The sequence below is a fragment of the Rhodococcus sp. ACT016 genome, from assembly GCF_050477185.1.
GTDB lineage: Bacteria > Actinomycetota > Actinomycetes > Mycobacteriales > Mycobacteriaceae > Prescottella.
The window spans coordinates 867,044-886,740 of record NZ_JBEAET010000001.1; the positions used below are offsets into that span (position 1 = coordinate 867,044).

Below are 19,697 nucleotides of genomic sequence, written 5' to 3' on the forward strand. Positions count from 1 at the left end.
CTACTGGTCGACCGTGAAGATCACCGCTCGACCGTTCTGTGCCGCCGTGCGGTAGAAGTCCTTCAGGTCGGGAAGGAATGCCACGGTGTATGCGATGTCGTCCGCGTCGCCGGTGCCCTCGTAATCGTCGAAGGTGAGCGCGGCGAAGCGATCGCGCAGCCACAGTCCGTCGAGCGGTTCGAGGGCCGCGGCGACCTCGGGGACCTGCTCCGCGGTGACATAGCAGATGAGGTAGTCGTCTTCCTCGTGCAGCGGCTCCCCGCCCAGGATGACGTGCGACAAGGGGAAGTCGCCATTGTCGTAGGCCAGGTCGCCGTCCGTGAGGCAGCGGTGCATCGCGTCCCAGGACTTGTCGAGTTCGCAGAGATGATCCTCTTCCCAGCGCTCCTCGATCTCTCCGACGAGCCGGCTTCGCTCGTCGTCGTCCTGGCAGGCGAGCAGACGTTCGGAGTCGTTGGCATCCAAGGCGAAGAGCACCGCGCGAGCCGTCATTCGAGTCCTTCCCAGCAGATGTCGTTCGGGTGATCCAATCACACGGTCGACGGCCGGCGCGCGGAGCCTCTGTCCTGGTTCCTCCGCTACCTCGAGCACCCGGAGGCCTGCCAGGAACCGGCCGACGGACGTCCTGTCGGCCTGCTCCACAGTGGTGCACTCGTACCCTGAATCAGGCTGCGGTGAGCAGCGGTTCGACGATTCGATCGGCGATCGACTGTCGGGTTTCGGTCGGAATCTGGGCTTCGTACGCACGTCGGGCTGCGACGGCCAGTCGGTCGGCGGTCTCGTTCAGCAGATGGCCGTTGTGCCCGCGCACCCAGGCGAACCGCACTTCTCGACCGATCAACGAGTGCCGGATTCGGTCCGCCACCGCGGTGGCCTCCCCGTTGCGGGGCAGCGGCCGATCGGGATTCGTGACTCCAAGGTACTGCAGGGCGGCCTGGCTGTCGGTGAGGATGTGCAGTCGACGGTCGATGAACCGGTCGATCGCGAGTTCGATGGCGAGCAGTTCGCCGGCCACCACGGTCTTGACGTGCGGGACCATCTTCTGGTGGCGGTTACCTTCCTCGCTCACGCAGGCCACGCCGACTCCCCGGCGGCGTGACTTGGACGCGTCGGTGGCGACGGTCAGTTCCGGCAGTGCGGCGACCCGTTCGCGCTCGCGCTCCTCCTGCGCGGCCTGACGGTCGCGGTCGTCCGCATCCAGGACGTCGAGGGCCACGAGCGTGAGGTCCATGATCGCGCCGCGAGCGACTCCGGCGATCGTCACCGAGGGGAACGCATCCACCACAGCGCTGATCTCCTTGCGGAGTGTGTTGTCGGTGACGTGGAGCAGGATGGCTTCTGAAATGGCAACTGAGATCTCCAGGAGCAGCGCGAAGGCATCGAGGCCCGCGCCGAAGTAGCACTCGTCGGTGGAATCTTCGCGGACGAACAAGTGGGAATTGGATACATCATCGGTTCGCCATGCCGCGACCGAACGCGTGAGTTCGCCTGCGCCGCCCTGGTTTCGACGGATGTGGATCACTGCGAGCAACGGTCTCTCCATTCAATTCGTGTCGATGATCGAGACGTTGGACACGATGCCCGAGATGTGTGACAAATTGCCGTGGAGAATCCGATAACCCCGGTTATCAATGCCTGGATGGATTCGATGTCGAGAGTGTTCGCTCGATCGGCTAGATTCCTCGGGCAGCCATCGATCGATAGCGAAGATTCGTGGAGGGGGGTGAAGCGAGTGCAGCGTGCTGGTTCGTCGTCGACGCTGCTCCTCACCAAGCGGGATATCGCCACCCTCGCGAAGGTGCAGCGTCCGGTCGTCACGATGTGGATGCGGCGATACCGAGGCAGCGACCGGCCGTTCCCCCGCCCGGCAGCCGTCGACGGTCGGCTCGAGAAGTTCGACGCGAACGAGATCATCGAATGGGTGCAGTCGCGCGGGCTGGGTAATAGTGCCTCGTTTGCGCGCGACACCGCGATGCACGCGCTGTTCGAGCATGCCTCCGGAGTTGATCCCGCGGTCCTCACCGACGGCATCACGGCTCTGCTGTGCCTGAAGGCCGTACTCGGAGAGCAATTGAGCGAACTCGATCCGGGGGACCTGCTCGACGAGGTCGACGAGATCGACCCGGACAACGAGTTCCTGTACTCGGAGATCGAAGCGCTGGGCGACGACCTGGTCGCGATTGCGTCGCACGTTGACCGGATGGCCGACGCCGCGTTCGCCCCGGCCTACGCGCTCGAAGCGATCATGGACCGCCGCTTCAGGGGGCAATGGTCGACGCTCGCCGACACCACCCTCAGCGGTGGCGCGCTGACGCTGTGCGCGCGGGTGAGCGTCGCGCTCGCAGAAGACGAGCATCCCCTGTTCGTCGATCCAGCTCCGGAGAGCACGGACCTCGTGATCGCCCTCCGCCGGGCGCTGCCCGAGTACCGCGATCTCGTCGTCATGACGGGAACATCGGATTCGGCGGGCGCGCGACTCGCGAGGCGTCGCCTGACAGCGCATCGCGCGCACCGGGTGCCGCCGCCGGACAGCGGCTTCGGCGCCGGCTTCAGCCTGGCGCAGCCGGCGGTCTTCCTGACGCAGTACCCGTCGCCGTCCACGCTCGACTACACCGACGCGGAAATCCTGTCGGAAATCGACAACATCGCCATGCAGATGGGCCCAGGCCAGCATGCCGTGCTCCTCGGGCCCGCGGGAGCGCTCGTCGACCGCTTGCGCGATCGTGAATGTGAATCGATCCGGTCGGGCCTGTTGCGATCGGGGCACCTCCGCGCTGCGATCCGGCTGCCGGAGGGGCTACTGCCCGCGCGCCCCGGTCTGTCCATGGCGCTGTGGGTTCTCGGCGGCGTCGACCACACCGTGCCGGCGACGGAACGCAGCACCGTGCTGGCCGATCTCGGTGCTCTCGAGTTGACCGACGACGTGATCGATGGGGTGCTGGCCGATGTCACCGCGGCGATGGGGTCGTCGCGGACGGTGCGCGCGCATGCCTTCCGCTTCGGTCACGCGCGCCTGACGTCGGAACTGCTTGCGGAATCGGCGGCGCTGACGGCTCGGCCTCGTGTCCACCGGCCGCGATCGGACGCCTCGGAAGTCGCCGCCCGGGTACTGGAGTTGGTCGGCGACGTCGACATTGCTGCGGCCGGCATTGAAGCCGGTGTGGACCTGCGCGTCGAATACCAGTCGCCTGCAGTCAAATACACGCGCACTGCCGGTGAACTGGCGGATGCGAAGGAACTGCGTGTGGTGTCGGGGAACCGGCTCGATGCGGCCGACATCGAACCGGGTGGCACCGTCCCCGTCATCGGTGTCGAGGAACTCTCGGGGCGCTGCGCGGTCGGTAGCAGGGGGATCGACCGCCTGACGTTCAGCACGAAGTACCCCAGTGGCCGGTACACCGAGCCCGGCGACATCGTTTTCTGCACGGGGTCGTCCTTCGGTGCCCTCGTCGATCACGAGGGCACCTCGGTGGCGCAGTGGCCTGCGCGGGTCCTGCGGATCACCGACCCCATCGGATCGGGTATCGTGCCCGAACTTGTTGCACGGCAGATTCGTTCGCGTGGCGCCGCTGCAAAACCGCCGGGCGCGATCCGCAGTGGCGCGGCATGGCGGCAGTGGGAGATCCCGCGAGTGCCGCCAGACCAGGTCGCCGCGGTCACCGCGGCACTGAAGGACCTACGCGCGAGGCACACGGCCGCTCGCAGGCTGCTCGACACCATCGAAGGCTTGACCACCACCCTGGTGGACGGTGTGGCGCACGGCGCCCTCACCGTTGCAACGGAACCCGAGACCGTCACAGAGAAAGGCTGACGATGCCACCGAGGAAGAGGGCTGCGGTCTCCGCCGCGCCGTCGACGATGAAGGAACTCAAGGACACTCTGTGGAAGGCCGCTGACAAGCTGCGTGGTTCCATGGATGCCTCCCAGTACAAGGACGTGATCCTGGGACTGGTGTTCCTCAAGTACGTCTCCGACGCGTTCGACGAGCGTCGTGAACAGATCCGCGAGGAACTGATTGCCGACGGCTTGAACGAGGACCAGATCGCGACGCTGATCGACGACGAGGACGAATACCTCGGCAACAGTGTGTTCTGGGTGCCGGAGACCGCGCGGTGGACCTTCCTGGCGGAGAACGCGAAGGGCATCCAGGAGACTCTGGAGGTCGAGGGGCAGACGATCGGTCAGTTGATCGATGCCGCGATGCGCGAGTTGATGAAGACCAATTCGACTCTCTCGGGCACGCTTCCGACGATCTTCAACCGTGACAGCGTCGATCAGCGCCGGCTCGGTGAGCTGATCGACCTGTTCAACGACACGCGCTTCACTGGCCACGGCGCGACGAAGGCGCGCGACCTGCTGGGCGAGGTGTACGAGTACTTCCTCGAGAAGTTCGCCCGTGCCGAGGGCAAGCGGGGTGGCGAGTTCTACACACCGGCGGGTGTGGTGCGGGTGCTAGTGGAGATGCTCGAGCCGTACAGCGGCCGCGTCTACGACCCGGCCTGTGGTTCGGGCGGCATGTTCGTGCAGACGGAGAAGTTCATCGAGCGTCACGGCGGCAACCCGACCGAGGTCGCGGTGTACGGGCAGGAGCTCAACGAGCGCACGTGGCGGATGGCGAAGATGAACCTCGCGATCCACGGCATCACCGGCAATCTGGGGGACCGGTGGGAGGACACGTTCGCGCAGGACAAACATCCGGATCTGTTGGCGGACTACGTGCTTGCCAATCCGCCCTTCAACATCAAGGACTGGACCCGCAAGGAGGACGACAAGCGCTGGAAGTTCGGCGTTCCGCCAGCCGGCAACGCGAACTACGCCTGGATTCAGCACATCGTCTCGAAGCTGTCCGAGCGGGGCAGCGCCGGTGTCGTCATGGCGAACGGGTCCATGTCGTCGAATTCCGGCGGCGAGGGCGACATCCGCGCGCGTCTGGTCGAGGCGGATTTGGTGTTGTGCATGATCGCGCTGCCGACACAGCTGTTCCGCAGCACGGGAATTCCGGTCTGCGTGTGGTTCTTCGCGAAGGACAAGGCGAAGGGCCTCAAGGGGTCCATCGATCGTCAGGGCCAGGTGTTGTTCATCGATGCGCGGAACATGGGCTACATGGTCGATCGCGCCGAGCGGGCGTTGAGTGACGACGACATCGCCAAGATCGCGGGCACGTTCCATGCCTGGCGTGGAACGGAATCTGCGAACGGCATTGAGTACGCCGACGAGCCGGGATTCTGCTACTCGGCGACGCTCGCGGAGATCAAGGAAGCGGACTACGCGCTCACGCCCGGTCGCTACGTCGGCGCCGCGCCCATCGAGGACGACGGTGAACCGATTGCGGAGAAGTTGGAGCGGTTGACGAAGGAGCTGTTCGAGCAGTTCGACGAATCGGCGCGGTTGCAGGCAGTGGTGCGCGAGCAGTTGAGGAGGGTCTTGTGAGAACGCTGGTCCTCGGTGATGCACTCGAACTGCTGGTCGACAACCGGGGGAAGAACCCTCCATTCCAAGATTCTGGAGTGCCTGTGGTGTCGGCAGGCCTGGTTTCTGATGGGATCGTCGATCTTCGGGAAGCACGCAAGGTTTCGCTCGACGTTTTTCGGTCATGGATGGAAAGCCCCATGAAAGAGGGCGACGTCATCCTCACTAGTGAGGCTCCATTGGGTCGGGTCGCTCGACTCCGATCCAACGACGCAGTCGTTCTTGCACAAAGAGTATTCGGATTGAGAGGGAAGCCGGGCGTACTGGACACCGGGTTTCTCTACTACGCCCTTCAGAGCACACAGGTACAGGCGGACCTGGCGGGACGGGCGACCGGTACGACAGTCCTAGGCATTCGGCAGACGGCACTTCTTGCGGTTAAGGTTCCGGCACCCGACTATTCGGATCAGTGTGCCATCGCCGAGGTCCTCGGCGCCCTCGACGACAAGATCGCCGCGAACCACAAGTTGGTGCAGACAAGCGACTCGCTTGCAGATGCATGCTTTGCTCAACTCTCGCAGTCTTGCTCCGGATCTCCCAGTCCTGGACAAGTTGACGGTGCACCTGAGACGACGATCGGAGAATTGGCGGCGCAAGGCGCCTTGACCTTCAGTGACGGATACAGGACGAAACGGGCAGAACTGGCGGAGAGCGGCTTTCGGATCATTCGTGTTGCGGACGTCATTGGTGGGCAAGTCGCCGCCGAAGGCTCTGACTTCGTGTCCGTGGACCGAAGGTCAGCTATCGGGGTGAAGACAGGGCAGCGTGGCGATATCCTCCTGACAACCAAGGGTACGGTCGGCCGTATTGCTGTACTCGAGGATGCTGGGGAGGAAGTCGTCTATAGTCCTCAGATTTGCTTCTTTCGCGTACATCAGAATGATGCGATTGAGTGGGTGTACCTTCGGCGATGGTTGGCTTCTGATCAGTTCAAAAGGCAAGCTCTGTACCTCAAATCGAACACTGACATGGCGGACTACATCAACCTAGCCGACATGCGATCGCTGAAGTTGGCGTTGCCTGACCTTTCGAGGCAACGTGAGCTTGCTCAGGTGCTGGAACCGTTGGAGTCACTGTCGGCATCGACCCGCAATGAATCCCGCACTCTCGCCGCCACCCGCGACGCCCTGCTCCCGCGTCTGATGTCCGGCGAACTCCGCGTCCGCGACGCGGAGCGTCAGGTCGAGGAGGTGTTGTGATCGACGAAAGTCGATCGGACACAAACCAGGCCGAGGTTGTCGAATCGCCGGCCGAGCGAGCGATTGCAGACCTCGACCAGGATGCGTGGGCGCAGCTGCGATCGATCATCGCGCGGGTCAATACGCTTTGGCCCGTCAACGGATCGAGCTTCCGCGCCCCGTGGGACCGGGAATCAGGTGCCACCGATCCGCTCGTGGAGGAAGTCGTCGGCTTCCTCTACGACCAGGGCCTGTTCGTTCCTGGTTTCGACTGGGCGGGTTGGGATCGGGGGCGAGACCTGCTGAACCTGTGCGGCATTCGGAAACTCGCCCCACAACTCGGCCCCACCGAGGTGCTCGGCATGATCGGCAGCGTCGTCGGCGGTGACCGAACAGCCACGACAGCGCTCGCGAACTCCCTCGAAAACCGTTTCCTGCCGCCGCTTCTGGAGCGGCTACTCGACTTCGAGCTGAAGGAAGGCCAGTGAAGTGTCCGACGTACTCGGTGACCGCACCGCACGAGTGATTGCCGGCCGTGACGTCTGGGATGAGCTGACCCCGTTGCTCGCGCCGTATTCCACGTCGATCACCGCTGCCGTCTCCTACGTCGGCAGCGGTGCATCGGACATCGTGAAAATCCGGCGCGGATCGTCGATCATCGTCGACGCTGACCGCCGGACGGTCCGCGCGGGATCGACGGATCCGAAGGTCCTGCTTTTCTGGATCAACTCCGGTGTCAAGGTGTACTCCCTGAAGAACCTGCACGCCAAGCTGATCCTGGCCGAAGCCGTCGACGTGAAACACGACGCGTTCGCCGTCATCGGTTCGGCGAACTTGTCGCAGTCGTCGGCCACACGCCTGTTCGAGTCCGTGGTCCTCGCCGACGGAGAGTGCTTCGACGAAGTGCGCGACGCACTGATCGAATGGAAAAGCAGGGCAACGCTACTCGAGGCAGCTGACCTCGAGGACCTCGCCGACGAGTTCGGTGCCGATCGCACCATGCCCGAGGGCGACGCCGAGGGTGACGGCGATGAAGACAGCGACGACGATGACGGCGAGCGATGGTTGCGCCCCACCGTCCTGCATCTCGCGGTCGTCGACTCGGAGAGCGAACCCACCGAGGAAGCCGAGGCCATGGCCGAGGAGCTCTCCGGCGAGTACGGGCTGGATGAGAATCCGGACTACCGCATCGACATGTTCTGGTGGGACGACGCCGAAGGGATTCGGTACGGCGACGGCGAGCAAGTCATCCTCGTCGAGGGCACCAAGTCCGGGCGTCCTCGCCGCAACGGCGCGGTCGGCGAGCCCGGCAAACTCGTGCACACCTAGCTGGATTCGTTTGCCTCACCGCCGCGCCGGTACTACTACCTCCTGGTGCAGAACTCGGACTACGAGGTGAGGGTGCCCGACGTCGAAGCGGCGTTCGGCAAGCTGGGGGAGAAGCCGGACTTCAGAGACGGGAAGTACGTCCGCAAGGCCTTCGTCGGATCGCTCCTCGATCTCTGGCCCGACGTCGAGTACCACCAAGACTGAACAGAATAGGGGGGGAACCAAAATGACCGATCCGGAGATCCGTGTCCCAGAGGACGCTCTGGCCGAGCTCGATCGGAACGAGGTGGCCGAGCTGCGGGAGCTCACCGGCCGAATCAACTCGCACGATGGTCCGTTCGGATACGCCAAGCGTCCAGAGTCGACCGACGGCCGTGTTGTGGCTCTCGGCTACACCATCGAGGATCCGTTGGTCACCGAGGCAGTGCGATGGCTACACGAACACGGACTCCTGGTTCCTTCGTTCGCGAGTTTTTCCGAAGGTTCGATCGAGAAGCTGCGTGAGCGGGATGTGGACGTCCCCGCTGTGGTCGCACGTCTCGATGCCGGCGAGGTTCTCGGTCTGATGACCAAACTTGTTCTCGCCGATCGAATCTGCGAAGGCGCACTGGTCGGGGTATTCGACAACGGAACCATGCCGGCACTGTTCGACCGTCTGCTTGAGCTCGCATCCGCGTCGTAGGCGACAGGCCATCTACCTGTCAGTGGCGTCTGTCACAATCGCATCCAGTCGGCTCCCAACGCCGACCCAATCTGGCACACCAGGAAGACCATGAACATCATCCGTCCCTATCTCCGCGTCGTAGCCGGCTTCTTCGCCGGCATGTTCACGTGGTTGGCGATCGTCAGCCTCATCCAACTCGACATCGGTTTGCTCGTGTTCGTCCTGCTCTTCGCCGCCGGCCTGTGGTACCTCGCCGTCGGCCGGCTGATCCGTGATCACTTCGCCCGCATCAAGGCCGACAAGGACGCCCTCGCGGCCAGGGCGCAGGCCGGCCACGAGGCCTTCTTGGCGGGCGACACGGATGCGGCCTTCGCGGCCCCGCCGGAGCCCCCGGCGAGGAAGCCGATCCGCAAGGGCGTCGTCGCCGCGTCCCTCGTCGCGGCGGCACTGCTCCTGATCGGCATCATCGGCGACATCAGCAACGGGTTGGACAGCACATCGTCCGGGACGACGTCCAGCACCGCGGCGACAGCGGTGCCGACAGCCCCCGGTGTGTGGCCGCCCGTCCCCGCCGAACCTGGCCCGAACACTCAGCAGCCCGCGCTTCCTCCGGTGGCAGCCGGGTCGGCAGCGCCCGCGCAGGCCCTCATGCCGAACGTTATGTGTATGAATCTGCAAACGGCGCAGGACACCATCCAGGAAGCCGGCGTCTTCTACTCCCGCAGTCAAGACGCAACCGGTAAGGGTCGCATGCAGGTGTCCGATCGCAACTGGGTCGTCGTCGGGCAGAGTCCCGCGCCGGGAACATCGATCGGTGACGGCGACGCGATGCTGTCGGTCGTCAAGCACGGAGAACCGGGCGACTGCTCGTAACACATGGTCGCGTGCATCCACAGCAGGAGACAATCTGAATTGACCACGCCCACAGACAAGCTCGACGGCCTGCTCCGGCAGGCACGGACGGCAGCAAAGACGCTGGCCGACGAACTCGAATACGCGCTCGAACTCGTGCGGGAGGACGAGTCTCTCGAGGTCGATTTGCAGCAGCTCGTCCTGGACTGGAACCGTGCCCGTACGGAACTGGCGATGGCAGTGTTCGGTGAATCCAGGCTCCCGCCTGGTGGGTTGAGTGCCTGTGAGACCGCAATCGGACAACGTCGAAGAGTCGCCGATCTCGAGGTGGAGATCGCGCGAGCGCGGTCCGAACTCCGCTACCTCGAGCAGTCGCCGGGAGGCCTGGCTGCCCAGCTCGCCGATCTACTCGGCGGCAAACGCGATCTTGTGACGGCCCTCGTAGCGGAACTCGCCGCCATCGCGCCGAAACCGATGCCGACGGCATTGCCCGCCCCAGCGGCACCGCCGATCGCGGCGAAGCCGTCCGAGTCCAGCGCGGTTGCCGCTCCGAAGGCAATGCCTGTGGCCCCGCCTGGGGGGTGCGGTGTGTGCCAATCCACGAAGGGCCGGCTCGAACAGTTCGAAGATCGATGGTGCTGTACCGAGTGCCTTTGTCTCGAGAAGGAAGTCGCCTCCGCGAATAGATCCCTCATCGCCCTCAACGCTCGTCCGCTCGAACATTCGGTTTTGTCCGCGAGCGAGGTGCCCGGGATCGCAAAGATTCGCGCCGAGGGGCGAGAGGCGATGCATGCGCTCGCCGCGCGTCGTCGGCCGACAGGAACTGTGGCGTCGCAGTCGCAGCCCCGGACTTCAGGGAAGCCACCGCGCAAGGCGACGCCGACGAAGCGCGCAGCGGCGAACCCCACAGTGGACGACCTCCGGCAACGGTGGAACTCGGACTCCTGAGCAACGTACAACGACGATTCCGATTTCCCGGGTTCTTGTCGGTGGTGGAACCTATGCTCGAAACTATGTTCGATATGGGGGTGGTGAGTGTGGCCGCGGATGCGGATGTGTCCGCGGCGCTCGTCGTGCGCCATGCCCGGATCGCGCGCGAGCAGTTCCTCGAAATCGACATGGTGACCGACCTGTACGTCACGCGCTGCGAGGAGGATGCTCGCGTCGGTCGAAACGAGGCTCATCAAGGAGAGTTCGCACATGTCGAGGTCGCCGGGATCCTCGGTCTCACCGAGGCTGCGGCCCAGCGAATGATTGGCCTCGGCTGCGATCTCCGCTGGCGTCTGCATCAGGTGCGGGACGCGTTCGCGTCAGGCCGGGTCGACCTTGCGAAGGCTCACGCCCTGTCCGCGGCCCTGGCGAACGTGTCCGATGGCGTACTCGCCGAAATCGAACGACGACTGCTCGACGGGGCGGATCGCACCAGCACGACGAGACTCAAGGATCGTGCTCGACGACTCATCGCCCGACTGGACCCGGAGGGTGCCCGCGAACGCCGTCGCCGTGCCGGCGCGGATCGTGACGTGCGGGTCATCGCCCGGGAAGACGCGATGGCCGAGGTCGACGGATTGTTGCCTGCGGAAGGCGGCCAGATCCTCGCTGGCCGACTGCGCGCGATGAGCTTCGACGTGTGCGGCCGCGATCCCCGCACCCACGCGCAACGACGGGCGGACGCGTTGGTCGCCCTCGCCTCCGGTCGCACACACCTCGAGTGCCGCTGCGGGCGCGAAGACTGCACCGCGCGAACAGATCTCACCGGTGAACCACGGGGTGTCCAGGTTCAGCTGCTCGTGGGGGTCAACGTGTCGACGCTTCTCGGCCTCGACGACGCGCCCGGCTACCTGTCCGGCCACGGCCCCATCGACGCCGCCCTCGCCCGTGAGCTCGCCGCCGACACCACGTGGAAGCGGGTGCTGACGCTGTCCGACGCTGATCGGGCCAGGCTCGACACCGGCGCCGCCGCGGGCACGATCCTCGGGATCGGCCGGGCTCTCCCCACTCCAGAAACGTGCCCGGAGGATGTCACGGCGCGGACTCGGAAACGACTGTGGGAACAAACATATCGGCCGGCGGCCCAGCTTGCAGAGACAGTGCGAATCCGGGACGGCGCGTGCCGATTCCCGAACTGCACAGTCCCGGCCGCGTCATGCGACCTCGACCACACGATTCCGTTCGACCACGACGATCCGGCGTGTGGTGGGCTCACCGTGCCCGACAACCTGGCCTGCCTGTGCCGCAAACATCACCGGCTCAAGACGCTCGGTTACTGGACCGTCCACCAGATCGGGCAGGGGCGGCTGGAATGGTCCGATCCGTCGGCCCGAACCACCATCACCGATCCGCAGGGACCGTTCGCCGATGCGGTGCCCAATGACGACCTGCGAGCCGGCATCGACGACGAACTCCTCGCCCGGCTCACCGATGCCGGCACGCTCGCACGGCTCAACTACTCGCCCGCCGAACTCGACCTCGACTACCTCCTCGAGAGTCGAATCCCGCCGCGCCAACGTAGACGCCGCGGATATTCGCCCCGGCACCTCAGTCGCGATAACGTGACCGACACGGTGCCGACGATCGGCACCGCGAACGACGCCCCACCTTTCTGACGACTTCGGTGCTAGGCAAGGATGTCTCTCGGCTGATCACACCTCAGGTTGATCGGAAGAGGGGAAGGTCCACACGTTGTCGAAGCCGCCTGGTGTCCTGTGTCTCGAGGGGGATTGGGGTGACTCGCTGGAGGAGCGGATGAGCATCGAACCAGCGCTCCGATTGCTCGAACGCAGCGACATGATCTCGCTCGTTCACAGAGACGTCGCCACAAGTCGCGAGTTGGAGTATCTCCTCGACAAGTGGCTGCGTATGCGCAGCAAGCGATACAACCTGCTGTGTCTCGCCTTCCACGGTTCCGCGCAGACACTGCATCTGGGCGCCGACGACATTACCTTGGACGACATCGCCGAAATATTAGAAGGCCGGTGCCAGAACAAGACGGTCTATCTGAGCTCGTGCAGTACGCTCGCCGCCGACGACGACGTCCTGCGTGACTTCTGCCGTCGGACGAAAGCACGGGCGATCGTGGGCTACACGAAGAACGTCGACTGGATCGAATCCGTCGCGTTCGAGCTGATCCTGATCTCGGAACTCGTGCGCCGAACCAATATGAAGCCCGCCTACGATGCGATCGTGAAGAAGCATCGCGGCATGGCCTCTCGGCTCGGTTTCCGCATGGCCCATGCAGATTGGGTGTCGGCGCGGCGAATCGATCCCGTCGAGGAACTACTCAGCGTGTAAGCCCGGCCCCTGTTACAGAGTGCCGCAACCGCAGGTGCATCCGCTCATGTGCCGGTTGCCCGTGTGCTTCCAATCGAGCGGGACGTCGGGGATCCGGTCGCCGAAGGTCAGCGGCGCAGACAGTCCGCGGTCGACGACGGACTGCCAGGCGTCGCGGTACTTCGCGACGAACTGTTCCGAGGTGAGAGAACGACGCCGAGATCGGCGAATTCCTGGACGGTCATCCCTGCGCCAGAAGGGCTGGTGTACGTCCAGACGATCGCCGCTCGCTGCCACTGCTTCGCAACGGCAAGCGTGGCGATCGCATCCTGCGGGTACGGGATGCGATCGGTCGGCGGGGAAATCAGCGTGGGGCCTCGATTCGGTCGAGCGGTCGAGATCGTGCAGGCGATAGTCGGCGTCAGCGCGGACCCCACTTGCTCTCCGGATAGTCGCGAGCCGCCAGTTCCGAGAACACTTCGACAAGTTCGTCGTTGTCGGCGTCGTCGAAGAAGCCACTGAAGATGAGCTGCGCGACGGTGCTCATGAGGTCGATCGGCAGCGCAATGCCACACGCGGTCGCCACGTGCAGGCCGGCGAGGATCGCCTCGTACGGTTCGCCGCAGGAGGCAGCGTTCCGGACCAGGCGTACCAGCTGGACCGGTGCCGAATCCACTGCCTTGCACAGGTCGTTCGCCGTCGGAATCACCAGGTTCCTCGGATAGTCGTCCGGTAGCTCGTTGAACACCACCCCGTCGCCGCTGAGCGGATATGCAGTGACCACACGTGGCTCCTCATCGAGTGGGCGTCGCCACAACACACAGACCCAGACATCGTCGAACTCGCGTTCATCGAACACCGTCCGGCCGACGACTGTCCGCGACATGGGTTCGACCGTCGTACACTCGATCCGCTCCATTACTGTTTCCGTTGACCAGGTGGCCGGAAACTCCGTCTTCCCGGGAAGTCCGACACCCGATCCATGCCCGCCGGCTGGCGGCCGGTAGAGGGTTGCAACGAACTCCTCCGCGAGTTCCCGCGATGACGGCGTCGGTATGGGCTCGGGGTTTTCCTCGGTCCAGTCCTTGACTCCGTTGTCCCGCAGCCACTTCTGGGGGCCGAGTGTGCCGATCTCGTCCGCGAACAGACTGATCACCGGCAGCGGGTGTGCATACGCCGGCGCGCCCAGCACATCGCAGAGGGTGCGAATGCGCTCGTGCGGCACCACGATGCGGTACACCGGTTCAGACAGCACCGGGACGGTGTCGGACGCGTAGGCCGCGAACTCGAACCCGTCCCTACCAGAGCCGATGAAGAGCTTCCGACCATTCGGGTCCGGGCCGATCCCGAGGAAGGCGGCGTCCGTTTCGACGGGGGAGTGCACACCGAGGGTTTCGTGTCGCGTTGTCATCGATTGGCTACCAGAGGTTCGATCCGCCTGCCAGAGAATCAGATCGAGGAACAGTTCGCGCGCCAGGCGTCGATCGTCCTCATCCAGATCCAGTGCTCGCACCTGCGCGAGGACCGGGCTCGCCGCGTCGTCGACTCCCGGCCGTCGGAACAGTGCGTCGTGGGCGGCGCACCACCCCGCGACGGTGCCCCCGGCGCTGTCGATCACGGATTGGATGGCCGCTACCCGATCGGCATCTCGAAAGTTGTTCCGGCCCAGAGGTTCGATGCAGACGGAGTCTCCAGGAATCAGTCGCCATCCCGTGTAGGGTCCGATGCTCTCGGACACTCGACGATCGGTCGCGGTGAACGGGCCCGGCGAATCGGTCCGCCCCCCGGGCTTGACGAAGTAGTCCCAGAGATCGTGCGCACTCGCCGGCGGATTCTGCAGCAGGCCGCTGAGATCGTCGAGCCTGTCGAGAAGTTCGTCCAGTACGTCACGAGCCGGGACCACGGTGTAGCGGCGCGGATCTTCTCCGCGGTGCCAGGTGCTGTCGAGGCCGGTGACGTGGTAGATCACGTCCGGGTCGGGCGAGGCCACCAGCGCATCGTCATTGATCTTTGTGATCTCGATGCGATCGGACGCCGGCTGCGCGAGATGCAGCCAGAGCGCGCAGGCGTCGGAGTAGCGGAATACCGACGCCGCAGATTCCACAGCCGCAGCATGCGATAGGGGCATCGAACTGGGCCGAACCGCCCCGTTGGTACCCCAGTACGCAGGATTGTGCGTGTGGACGATTCTGCGCCGTGGACCCACGGCGTACTCGAGCGTGGCGATGCGTTCGGCGGCCGAACCGGGCATACGTGTTCCTCCCCTGATCTGTTTGTGTGAGATATGTCGGTGCGGGCGCGGGCACCCCCCAGCGCTCGCGCCCGCTCGATCGGGCTTCCTATCCGAGGGCGACGCGAGAGCCGCCCGAGAACATCGAGTCGTGCAGCTTCATCTCGGCGGGCACGGCGTCAGCCGGCATGTCGTAGACGACCTTCATCGTCACCTGGTTGCCGGGGTTGATCTGATCCCAGACCGACACATCCGAGTCGAGGGCGATCCCGGCCGACGTGTCCGAGGTGAACTTACGGCCCTGCGCGTCGTACATCTCTTGGTCGCTCGGGCTGAGACTCTTCGGCTTGTCGGAGGTGTTCGCCACCGTCATCGTCACGATCACGAACTGCCCCTGGGCCTTCTTGGTGAGGAACGGATTGTCACCGACGGTGCTGAGTCCCGATTCGACATCGGTGACGACGAACTCGAACTTGCCGTCGCGGACCGGGGTGTTCAGCCCGGGCAAGGCCTTCTTCGGTGCGGGTGCCGGGGCTGCGGCAGGAGCGGCGGGAGCGACTGCACCCGGTGCGGCGGGAGCGGCCGCGTCCACCGCGGCGACACCGGCAGGCGGCGTCGCGTCAGCCGACTTCTTGTCGTCCTCGCCGCCGCCGGCGACCGCGCTGATCACCACGATCGCCGCGATGGCGCCGACCACCCACGGCCACTTCTTCGACTTCTTCTTCGGCGACTGGGCCGGCGGCACCGGCTGAGCGGACATGGGCTGCTGGGGGATTGTCATGGTTGGACCTTTCGGGTTGAAACGGATTGGAGGAGTGGCGTGTCAGTCGCCGAGAGTGAGTGCGAGACCGTCCTCGGCCTCCGCCTCGGTGTACGACAGACCACCGCGATGCGAGATCTCGACCTCGTAGAACTTGATGCCCCGGGGCACGTCGGTGACGGTGAAGTCGAAGATGCAGTACCCGGACCTGCCGCTGCTGCCGGTCAGATGGCCCTTCGCCAGCAGCGTCCCGGATTCGTCCGAAACTTTCACCGCCGCAGCGGGAGACAGGTCGCTGTATCCGCCGGCCCCGGCACACGCGAAGCCGGTCGGCAGACCACTCGACGTGGTCTTGCCGGTGAGCGTGATCATTCCGGTGATGTCGAACGTCTCCGGTGTGCTCGCGGCCCGGACGGCCGTCACGGCCCCGATCGTGAGGCCGGCGACGGCGACTGTGGCCGAGATTCCTACGCCCAGTCCCAGCCAGAAGAGGCGCCGGGGCGACGGCTGCTGCCTCGGTGGAGCAGGCAGAACAGGCGGAATGTGGGGCTCGGTCGGAACAGTCACAGACAGACTCCCTGGTTCGGTCGAGGTGGTGATCACATCCTGTGGACCACGGCGATGCAAAGACAAGCAGACTCTTGATAACCGGAGTTATCGGAGATGCTCCTGTGAAGAATCTGGCCGCCTGGGCTCGGCCGGTACTGTTTGCCCTGTTGCGTTGTTGTGAGGGAGGACATGGCAGTGATCGAGAGCCGAACGCCGTCCGAGAACGACTGGGAGCAGATGGCTCTCGACGTCCTTGGGGAACTGGGTTGGCGGCCCACGTCCGGAACGGAGATCGCGCCCGGCAGTGGCGAGCGTGCGTCGTTCGACGAGCTACTGATCGTTCCGCGTCTACGACAGGCCATCGCCCGGCTCAACCCGAACCTTCCCGAGCACGCGCTGGAGCAGGCCGTCGCCGCGATCGAAACGGCGGGATCGACCGACGCGATCGCGGAGAACGAGGCGATCCACGAGTTCCTCACCGAGGGGCTGCGCAAGATCTCTTACGTCGACGAGTCGGGTGAAGAGGTCACTCCCACGATCCGACTCCTGTCGACGGATCCCGACGAGAACGACTGGCTCGCCGTCAACCAGGTGACCATCGTCAAGGGCGACCACCGGCGGCGATTCGACATCGTCCTGTACATGAACGGAATGCCGGTCAGCATCATCGAACTCAAGAAGGCCGGCGCCGAGAACGCCGGGTTGGTGCAGGCGCACGCACAGCTCAGGACGTATCTGAAGGAGTTCCCGCTCGCGTTCCGATTCGCCGTCCTCAACCTGATCTCGGACGGAATCACCGCGCGCTACGGGACGCCGTTCACGCCGCTCAATCATTACTCGCCGTGGAACGTCGACGACTACGGCAAGCCTGTCACGCTCGAGACCCTCGACGGTGCGACGCCCCTCGACACCGCGCTGCACGGACTGTTCAACCAGGAACGCTTCCTCCAATTGCTCCGCAACTTCACCGCGTTCGACCACGACGAGAACGGGCTGCTGAAGCGAATCGCCAAGCCGCACCAGTACTTCGCTGTCACCAAGGCCATTGGTGAGACCGTTAAGGCAGTCGGCACCAGCGGCAAGGCCGGCGTGGTTTGGCACACCCAGGGCTCGGGCAAGTCGATGGAGATGGAGCTGTACGCGAACCAGGTGATTCGCCATCCGCAGCTCGCCAACCCGACGATCGTGGTCATCACCGACCGCAACGAACTCGACGGTCAGCTCTACGAGACGTTCCTGAGGTCCCGGCTGCTCCCGGAACGGCCGAAGCAGATCCGCAAGCGGGAGGAACTGCGACAGGAGCTGTCCGGACGCACGACCGGGGGCATCTACTTCACGACGCTGCAGAAGTTCGGGCGCACCAAGGACGAAAAGCAGTCCGGTGCGAGCCATCCCCTGTTGACGGAGCGACGGAACGTCATAGTCATGGTGGACGAGGCGCATCGCAGCCACTACGACAACCTCGACGGGTACGCGCGGCACCTGCGCGATGCGCTCCCGCACGCCACCCTGATCGCCTTCACCGGCACCCCGATCTCGGAAGCCGACCGCGACACCCGGGACGTCTTCGGCCCGGATATCGACGTCTACGACCTGACCCGAGCCGTCGAGGACGGCGCCACGGTTCCGATCTATTTCGAGAGCCGGCTCGTGAAAGTGTCCTTCGCCGAGGATGTCTCAGAGGGGGATATCGACGCGTCGGCGGACGAGGCGACGCTCGGACTCGACGACACCGAACGGGACCGGATCGAGAAGAGTGTCGCGGTCATCAACGCGGTCTACGGAGCACCGACGCGGTTGAAGAAGCTCGCGGCCGACCTGGTCGAGCACTGGGAGGTCCGGCGCGCGGCGATGACGCCGTTCGTGAGTTCGGAGGACAACCCGGTAGCGGCGGGCAAGGCGATGATCGTCGGCGCGACCCGAGAGATCTGTGCCAACCTGTACCGGGAGATCGTCGCTCTGCGTCCCGACTGGCACACCGACGACCTGTCGACCGGCCGGATCAAGGTGGTCTACTCCGGCAATCCCAGCGACGTTGCTCCCATCAGCGATCATGTGCGCCGCGACTCCGAGAACGCCGCGATCAAGAAGCGGCTCAAGGACATCGACGACGAGCTCGAACTGGTCATCGTCAAGGACATGATGCTCACGGGCTTCGACGCGCCGCCGTTGCACACCATGTACCTCGACCGGCCGCTCCGGGGCGCACTGCTGATGCAGGCGTTGGCCCGAGTGAACCGGACGTTCCGCGGCAAGCAGGACGGGCTCCTCGTCGCCTACGCGCCGGTCGCCGACAACCTCGCCCAGGCGCTCGCCGAATACACGGAGACCGACCAGCAGCGTAAGCCGATCGGCAAGGACATCGGTGCCGCGGTCGACACGGCCAAGGACCTCATCCGGATCATCGAGAACCTTCTGGACGGCCTCGATTGGCGCGAGCAGTTGTTACGGCCCGGTCCCCGAGCCTTTGCCGACGCAGCCAACGCGACCGTCAACTACCTGCGCGACCCGCGCAACCCGGAGAACCGCGTGGAGGAGGGGCGGGAGACTCTCGCGGCCCGCTACCGCAAGTTCGCATCTCAGCTCTCGCGGGTGTGGGCGATCTGCGGCAGCCAAGAGGCGCTGCGCGAGCAGGTGAAGGAGGCGCAGTTCTTCGAGGAAGTTCGGGTCTACATGGCCAAGTGGGATGCCGAGGAGCGCTACGCGCGCGGCCAGGCGGTCCCGGAGGACGTGCAGAGGGCGCTGCGCCAGCTGATGGCAGCGTCCGTGGAATCCGGTGTGGTCCTCGACATCTACGACGCCGCGGGCATGCCGAAGCCGTCACTGAAGGACATCAACGTCGACTTCATCCGGCGGGCGCAGGAGGCGAAGAATCCGAATCTGGCGATCGAGGCCCTGCGCAAGCTGATCACCGACGAGTCACGGAAGGCAGCGAAGCACAACGTCGTCCGCCAGCGCGCCTTCTCGGAGAGGCTCCAGGCGCTGATGGTCAAGTACACCAACAGTCAGCTCACCTCGGCCGAAGTGATCGCCGCGCTCGTCGAGATGGCGAAAGAGGTTGCCGCCGAGTCCGACCGCGGGAGCCGCTTCACGCCGGCACTCGACGAGAACGAACTGGCCTTCTACGACGCGGTTGCCCAGAACGAGTCGGCGGTCGAGGAGCAGGGCGAGGGCAAGCTCGCCGACATCGCCCGGGATCTCGTGGCTGTGATGCGGCGTGACGCGTCCACCGACTGGACAGTGCGCGAGGACGTCAAGGCGCGGCTCCGATCACAGATCAAGCGGCTGCTCACCCGGCACGGCTACCCGCCGGACCGGCAGCCCGCCGCGATCAAGCTCGTCATCGAGCAGATGGAGGTCATCGCGCCCACGATGGCCGCCGCGTGACCCGACGGA

The 19,697-nt window shown here is 65.0% G+C and carries 17 protein-coding genes; 12 read left to right on the forward strand and 5 right to left on the reverse strand.

Annotation, left to right across the window (positions count from 1 at the left end; translation table 11 throughout):
* Nucleotides 1–492 carry a YfbM family protein gene (locus ACQ5DX_RS04140; protein WP_430331412.1) on the reverse strand — a complete coding sequence of 164 codons (492 nt, stop codon included), beginning with the start codon at nucleotides 490–492 and terminating at the stop codon, nucleotides 1–3.
* A gap of 172 nt (nucleotides 493–664) precedes the next feature.
* The gene (locus ACQ5DX_RS04145; protein WP_430331413.1) at nucleotides 665–1,432 is read right to left on the reverse strand and encodes a ribonuclease H family protein; all 768 of its coding nucleotides are present in this window, start codon (nucleotides 1,430–1,432) and stop codon (nucleotides 665–667) included.
* A 300-nt stretch (nucleotides 1,433–1,732) separates the two neighbouring features.
* On the opposite strand from ACQ5DX_RS04145, the gene ACQ5DX_RS04150 reads away from it, so the two are divergent.
* The 11 genes from ACQ5DX_RS04150 (at nucleotide 1,733) to ACQ5DX_RS04200 (ending at nucleotide 12,783) form a co-directional block, all read left to right on the forward strand.
* On the forward strand, nucleotides 1,733–3,811 hold the full coding sequence (locus tag ACQ5DX_RS04150; RefSeq protein ID WP_430331414.1) for a hypothetical protein: 2,079 nt from the start codon (nucleotides 1,733–1,735) through the stop codon (nucleotides 3,809–3,811).
* 2 nt (nucleotides 3,812–3,813) lie between these two features.
* On the forward strand, nucleotides 3,814–5,430 hold the full coding sequence (locus tag ACQ5DX_RS04155; protein WP_430331415.1) for a type I restriction-modification system subunit M: 1,617 nt from the start codon (nucleotides 3,814–3,816) through the stop codon (nucleotides 5,428–5,430).
* Nucleotides 5,427–6,668, forward strand: coding sequence for a restriction endonuclease subunit S (locus ACQ5DX_RS04160; RefSeq protein ID WP_430331416.1), 1,242 nt, complete (start codon nucleotides 5,427–5,429; stop codon nucleotides 6,666–6,668). The genes ACQ5DX_RS04155 and ACQ5DX_RS04160 overlap by 4 nt, the downstream gene beginning before the upstream one ends.
* The gene (locus ACQ5DX_RS04165) at nucleotides 6,665–7,135 is read left to right on the forward strand and encodes a DUF6508 domain-containing protein (RefSeq protein ID WP_430331417.1); all 471 of its coding nucleotides are present in this window, start codon (nucleotides 6,665–6,667) and stop codon (nucleotides 7,133–7,135) included. The genes ACQ5DX_RS04160 and ACQ5DX_RS04165 overlap by 4 nt, the downstream gene beginning before the upstream one ends.
* A gap of 1 nt (nucleotide 7,136) precedes the next feature.
* Nucleotides 7,137–7,976: a phospholipase D family protein gene (locus ACQ5DX_RS04170; RefSeq protein WP_430331418.1), complete on the forward strand. Its 840-nt coding sequence runs from the start codon at nucleotides 7,137–7,139 to the stop codon at nucleotides 7,974–7,976.
* Nucleotides 7,977–8,021: 45 nt separating this feature from the next.
* Nucleotides 8,022–8,180, forward strand: a complete 159-nt coding sequence (locus ACQ5DX_RS04175) for a hypothetical protein (RefSeq protein WP_430331419.1) — start codon at nucleotides 8,022–8,024, stop codon at nucleotides 8,178–8,180.
* A gap of 22 nt (nucleotides 8,181–8,202) precedes the next feature.
* The gene (locus ACQ5DX_RS04180; protein WP_430331420.1) at nucleotides 8,203–8,658 is read left to right on the forward strand and encodes a DUF6508 domain-containing protein; all 456 of its coding nucleotides are present in this window, start codon (nucleotides 8,203–8,205) and stop codon (nucleotides 8,656–8,658) included.
* 90 nt (nucleotides 8,659–8,748) lie between these two features.
* Nucleotides 8,749–9,513, forward strand: coding sequence for a PASTA domain-containing protein (locus tag ACQ5DX_RS04185; protein ID WP_430331421.1), 765 nt, complete (start codon nucleotides 8,749–8,751; stop codon nucleotides 9,511–9,513).
* 39 nt (nucleotides 9,514–9,552) lie between these two features.
* Nucleotides 9,553–10,440: a hypothetical protein gene (locus tag ACQ5DX_RS04190; RefSeq protein ID WP_430331422.1), complete on the forward strand. Its 888-nt coding sequence runs from the start codon at nucleotides 9,553–9,555 to the stop codon at nucleotides 10,438–10,440.
* Between the two features lie 65 nt (nucleotides 10,441–10,505).
* Nucleotides 10,506–12,098 (forward strand): DUF222 domain-containing protein, encoded by a 1,593-nt coding sequence (locus ACQ5DX_RS04195; protein WP_430331423.1) that lies wholly within the window; start codon nucleotides 10,506–10,508, stop codon nucleotides 12,096–12,098.
* A 76-nt stretch (nucleotides 12,099–12,174) separates the two neighbouring features.
* A complete protein-coding gene (locus ACQ5DX_RS04200; protein WP_430331424.1) occupies nucleotides 12,175–12,783 on the forward strand; it encodes a DUF6642 family protein in 609 nt (202 codons plus the stop codon).
* A 400-nt stretch (nucleotides 12,784–13,183) separates the two neighbouring features.
* Here ACQ5DX_RS04200 and ACQ5DX_RS04205 read toward each other — a convergent pair whose 3' ends face one another.
* From ACQ5DX_RS04205 to ACQ5DX_RS04215, 3 genes are all read right to left on the reverse strand, one after another.
* Entirely contained in the window at nucleotides 13,184–14,866 is a 1,683-nt protein-coding gene (locus ACQ5DX_RS04205; protein WP_430331425.1) for a hypothetical protein, read from the reverse strand.
* A 235-nt stretch (nucleotides 14,867–15,101) separates the two neighbouring features.
* Complete coding sequence (locus tag ACQ5DX_RS04210) at nucleotides 15,102–15,773, reverse strand: DUF4352 domain-containing protein (protein WP_430331426.1); 672 nt, start codon at nucleotides 15,771–15,773, stop codon at nucleotides 15,102–15,104.
* Between the two features lie 42 nt (nucleotides 15,774–15,815).
* Nucleotides 15,816–16,175 (reverse strand): hypothetical protein, encoded by a 360-nt coding sequence (locus tag ACQ5DX_RS04215; RefSeq protein ID WP_430331427.1) that lies wholly within the window; start codon nucleotides 16,173–16,175, stop codon nucleotides 15,816–15,818.
* Nucleotides 16,176–16,490: 315 nt separating this feature from the next.
* Here ACQ5DX_RS04215 and ACQ5DX_RS04220 point away from each other — a divergent pair, with 315 nt between their 5' ends.
* Nucleotides 16,491–19,688, forward strand: a complete 3,198-nt coding sequence (locus ACQ5DX_RS04220; RefSeq protein WP_430331428.1) for a type I restriction endonuclease subunit R — start codon at nucleotides 16,491–16,493, stop codon at nucleotides 19,686–19,688.
* The last annotated feature ends 9 nt before the right edge of the window (nucleotides 19,689–19,697 follow it).

Excerpts from the sequence above, each read along its gene's own strand:
- ACQ5DX_RS04140 (WP_430331412.1), bottom strand. The coding sequence starts at position 492 with ATGACGGCTCGCGCGGTGCTCTTCGCCTTGGATGCCAACGACTCCGAA.
- ACQ5DX_RS04155 (WP_430331415.1), top strand. The coding sequence starts at position 3,814 with ATGCCACCGAGGAAGAGGGCTGCGGTCTCCGCCGCGCCGTCGACGATG.
- ACQ5DX_RS04180 (WP_430331420.1), top strand. The coding sequence starts at position 8,203 with ATGACCGATCCGGAGATCCGTGTCCCAGAGGACGCTCTGGCCGAGCTC.
- ACQ5DX_RS04185 (WP_430331421.1), top strand. The coding sequence starts at position 8,749 with ATGAACATCATCCGTCCCTATCTCCGCGTCGTAGCCGGCTTCTTCGCC.
- ACQ5DX_RS04195 (WP_430331423.1), top strand. The coding sequence starts at position 10,506 with ATGTTCGATATGGGGGTGGTGAGTGTGGCCGCGGATGCGGATGTGTCC.
- ACQ5DX_RS04210 (WP_430331426.1), bottom strand. The coding sequence starts at position 15,773 with ATGACAATCCCCCAGCAGCCCATGTCCGCTCAGCCGGTGCCGCCGGCC.
- ACQ5DX_RS04220 (WP_430331428.1), top strand. The coding sequence starts at position 16,491 with ATGGCAGTGATCGAGAGCCGAACGCCGTCCGAGAACGACTGGGAGCAG.